The sequence below is a fragment of the Rhodococcus sp. P3_B8 genome (genome assembly GCF_056402775.1).
Genome location: NZ_JBFUGT010000455.1, coordinates 1 through 3,968, shown reverse-complemented (window position 1 = coordinate 3,968; position 3,968 = coordinate 1). Strand labels below are relative to the sequence as shown.

The following is a 3,968-nucleotide window of genomic DNA, read 5'->3' as shown; positions in this document are numbered from 1 at the left end:
GGTCCACCACGGCCTCGAGGGCATAGGTGGTCGCGGCCATGAACGACAGTTTGTTGGCGACGGCAGTGTGCTCGGCGATCGGCTTGCCCCACTGGACGCGGACGCCCGACCACTCGCGGGCGATCTTCAGCGACCACTTCCCGGCCCCGGCGCACATCGCCGGAATCGCCAGCCTGCCGGCGTTGAGGGTGGTGAGCGCGATCTTGAGTCCGTCACCTTCCCGGCCGATCAGGTTCTCGGCGGGAACGCGGACCTTGTACATGCGGGTGACGCCGTTCTCGATCCCCCGCAGTCCCATGAACGCGTTGCGCCGTTCGACGGTGATGCCCGGGGTGTCGGCCTCGACGACGAAGGCGGAGATGCCGCCGCGGTGGCCTTCGCTCTTGGGTACCCGCGCCATGACGACGAGCAGTTCGGCGACGACGCCGTTGGTCGTCCACAGCTTCACGCCGTCGAGCTCGTAGGCGGCACCGCCCTCGATGGGGGTCGCGGAGGACGCCAGCCGCGCGGGGTCGGAACCGACGTCGGGTTCGGTGAGGAGGAAGGCGGAGATGGCGCCGCGGGCGCAGCGCGGCAGGAACTCGCGCTTCTGCTCGGGGGTGCCGGCCAGCTTGAGCGGTTCGGGGACGCCGATCGATTGATGCGCGGACAGCAGGGCGCCCAGACTTGGATGCACCGAGGCGACGAGCATCAAGGCCCGGTTGTACGCGACTTGCGAGAGTCCGAGGCCGCCGTACTCCTCCGAGATCTTCAGGCCGAAGCACCCGAGGTCGGCGAGACCGCGGACGTATTCGTCGGGAATGCGCGACTGGGACTCGATGACGCTGCCGTCCATCTCCTCGCAGTAGGCGCGGAGGCGAATGAGGAATTCCTCGGCCTTGGCGGCGTCCTCGGTGGCCGGGCGGGGGAAGGGATGAACCAGATCCAGCCGGAACCGTCCCAGAAACAGTTCTTTCGCGAAGGAGGGTTTGTCCCAGCCGGATTCCCTCGCCTCCTCCGCGACCGCTCGTGCTTCTTCCTCGGTGACCTTCGGAGCTGAGGTATCGACCATGACGCGCCTCCTACTGGCGGGTAGTCCTACTCACCAGTATCACTCAATCGGCGCACTCGGGACAGCGTTTCCGCTACTCTTCGGCCGATGCGGACTCCCTCGCGACTCCTGGGCGCCGGCGCGGTCCTCCTGTGCTTGCTGGCGCCCGCGACCGCGGCGCACGCCGCCCCTCTCCCCGACGACTTCCTGTGGGGCGTGGCGACGTCCGGGTTCCAATCGGAGGGTTCCTCACCCGACAGCAACTGGCGGCGGTATTCCGACTCCGGACGGACCCACGACGCGATCGGCAGCTCCGTCGACTTCCGTCACCGGTACACCGAGGACATCACCCGCGCCGCGGACCTGGGTGTCGACGTCTTCCGGTTCGGCGTCGAATGGGCCCGCCTGCAGCCCGCCCCGGGCGTGTGGGACGAGACCGAACTGCGGTACTACGACGACGTCGTCCACGAGATCACCAGCCGCGGCATGACCCCGATGATCACCCTCGACCACTGGGTGTATCCGGGGTGGGTCGCCGATCAGGGCGGCTGGGCCGACCCGGACACCGTCGACGACTGGCTCGCGAACGCGCAGAAAGTGATCGAGCGCTATTCCGGTCTCGGTGCGCTCTGGATCACGATCAACGAACCGACCGTGTACGTGCAGAAGGAGCTGACGTTCGGTGGCATCACCCCCGACCGGGCCCCGCAGATGCTCGACCGGCTCGTCGAGGCCCACCGCCGCGCCTACGACCTGATCCACGAGAACGACCCCGGCGCCCGGGCGAGCAGCAACCTCGCATACGTCCCGGCCGCCATGGACGCGCTCGACGCCACCTTCGTCGACCGGATCCGCGACAAGCTCGACTTCCTCGGCGTCGACTACTACTACGGCCTCTCCCCCGACAACCTCACCGCGGCACATGCGGTCACCGACGCCTTCTACGACATCAACCCCCAACCGGACGGCATCTACCACGCCCTGATGCGGTACACCGGAAAATTTCCGGGACTACCGCTGTACGTCGTGGAGAACGGCATGCCCACCGACGACGGGACACCGCGCCCGGACGGCTACACCCGGTCCGATCATCTCCGCGATCACGTCTACTGGCTGGAGCGGGCACGCGCGGACGGCGCCCCGGTGATCGGATACAACTACTGGTCGATCACCGACAACTACGAGTGGGGCACGTACCGTCCCCGGTTCGGCCTGTTCACCGTCGACGCGCTGACCGATCCCACCCTCACCCGCCGACCGACCGATGCGGTGACCACCTACCGGGACCTCGTCGCGAACGGGCTCCCGCCCGGCTACGGACCCGAACGCCCTGCCGCACTCTGTTCCCTCGTGAATCCGCCCCTCAGCTGCACCGATCCCCCGTAGAACGGGTGCCGCCCGGGGCGCGACGTACCATCACCTGGTGTCGTGGCAGATGTGGTGTGCAGTGCTCGGGGCCTCGTGCGTGATCAGTCTGTCCCCGGGGGCCGGCGCGATCGCGTCGATGGCCACGGGGATGCGGTTCGGGTTGCGTCGGGGCTACTGGAACATCGCGGGTCTCCAGCTGGGGTTGCTGCTGCAGATCGCGGTGGTCGCCGCCGGACTCGGGGCGCTGCTCGCGAACTCGACACTCGCGTTCACGGTGATCAAGTGGTTCGGCGTCGCGTACCTGGTGTATCTCGGCATCCGCCAGTGGCGGGCGAGTGCGACCGACGTGTCCGGCGTCGACGGCGAGGTCGCCGAGACCAGCGGTCCCGCGATGACCCTGCGCGGCTTCCTGGTCAATGCCAGCAACCCGAAGGCCGTCGTCTTCATGCTCGCGGTGCTCCCACAGTTCATCACCCCGTCGGCGCCCCTGCTCCCCCAGTACCTGATCATCGCCGCCACCATGATCGCGGTCGATGTCGTCGTCATGACCGGCTACACCGGGCTGGCGTCGAAGGTCCTGCGGCTGATGCGGTCACCACGCCAGCAGCGCGCCACCAACCGGACGTTCTCCGGATTGTTCTTCGTCGCGGCCACGTTCCTGGCGACGGTGCGCCGCGCCGTCTGACCCGTGAGTACTTATCAACCGCGGGCGGTTGATAAGTACTCACGGGTGGGGTCACATGTCGAGGCCGAGATCCAGCACGGTGACGGAATGGGTGAGCGCACCGACCGCGAGGTAGTCGACTCCGGTTCCGGCGTACTCGGCCGCGACGTCCAGCGTGAGACCGCCCGACGACTCCAGCTTGGTGCCGGGGGCGTTCGCGTCACGGCGTTGCACGGCGATCTGCGTCTGCCAGAGCGGGAAGTTGTCGAGCAGCACCAGTTCGACGTTCTCGGCCAGCACCTCGTCGAGTTGCTCGAGGCTGTCGACCTCCACCTCGCACTCGATGTCCGGTGCCGCCGCGCGCACCGCCCGCAGCGCCGCCACCACCGAACCGGCGGCCGCGACGTGGTTGTCCTTGATCAGGGCCGCGTCGCCGAGCCCCATGCGGTGATTCACGCCGCCGCCCACCCGGACGGCGTACTTCTGCAGGCCGCGCAGTCCCGGCAGCGTCTTGCGACTGTCGCGGATCTTCGCGCCGGTGCCCTCGACCGCGTCCACCCAGGCGGACGTCGCCGTGGCGATGCCGGACAGGTGGCACACCAGATTGAGCATCGTCCGCTCCGCGGTGAGCAAACCCTGCGTGGGCGCGGTGACCGTCAGCACGGCCTGGCCGGGCACGACCCGGGCACCGTCGGCGACCCGGTCGAGAACCTGGTAGCGGCCCGCCCCGATCACCTCGTCGAGCACCAGCAGTCCCACGTCGAGGCCGGCGACGGTGCCGTGCGCACGGGAGACCACGGACGCCTTGGCCACCGCGTCGGCCGGGACCGTRGACGACGACGTCACGTCCGGTCCGTACCGCAGGTCCTCGTCCAGGGCGAGACGCACGAGCGCACGCACCTCGTC

The 3,968-nt window shown here is 68.6% G+C and carries 4 protein-coding genes; 2 read left to right on the top strand and 2 right to left on the bottom strand.

What is annotated here, in order from left to right; genetic code table 11:
• Positions 1-1,051, bottom strand: a 1,051-nt coding sequence (locus tag AC1D1G_RS42755; protein ID WP_477956658.1) for an acyl-CoA dehydrogenase family protein, incomplete at its 3' end; no start/stop codon positions are given.
• Positions 1,052-1,138: 87 nt separating this feature from the next.
• Here AC1D1G_RS42755 and AC1D1G_RS42750 point away from each other — a divergent pair.
• Together AC1D1G_RS42750 and AC1D1G_RS42745 are read left to right on the top strand one after the other, a co-directional pair.
• A complete protein-coding gene (locus AC1D1G_RS42750) occupies positions 1,139-2,416 on the top strand; it encodes a glycoside hydrolase family 1 protein (protein WP_477956657.1) in 1,278 nt (425 codons plus the stop codon).
• Positions 2,417-2,453: 37 nt separating this feature from the next.
• Positions 2,454-3,083 carry a LysE family transporter gene (locus AC1D1G_RS42745; protein WP_164062963.1) on the top strand — a complete coding sequence of 210 codons (630 nt, stop codon included), beginning with the start codon at positions 2,454-2,456 and terminating at the stop codon, positions 3,081-3,083.
• Between the two features lie 51 nt (positions 3,084-3,134).
• On the opposite strand, the gene nadC is transcribed toward AC1D1G_RS42745, so the two are convergent.
• Positions 3,135-3,968: carboxylating nicotinate-nucleotide diphosphorylase (gene nadC, locus AC1D1G_RS42740; protein WP_477956656.1), on the bottom strand; the 834-nt coding region annotated here is incomplete at its 5' end.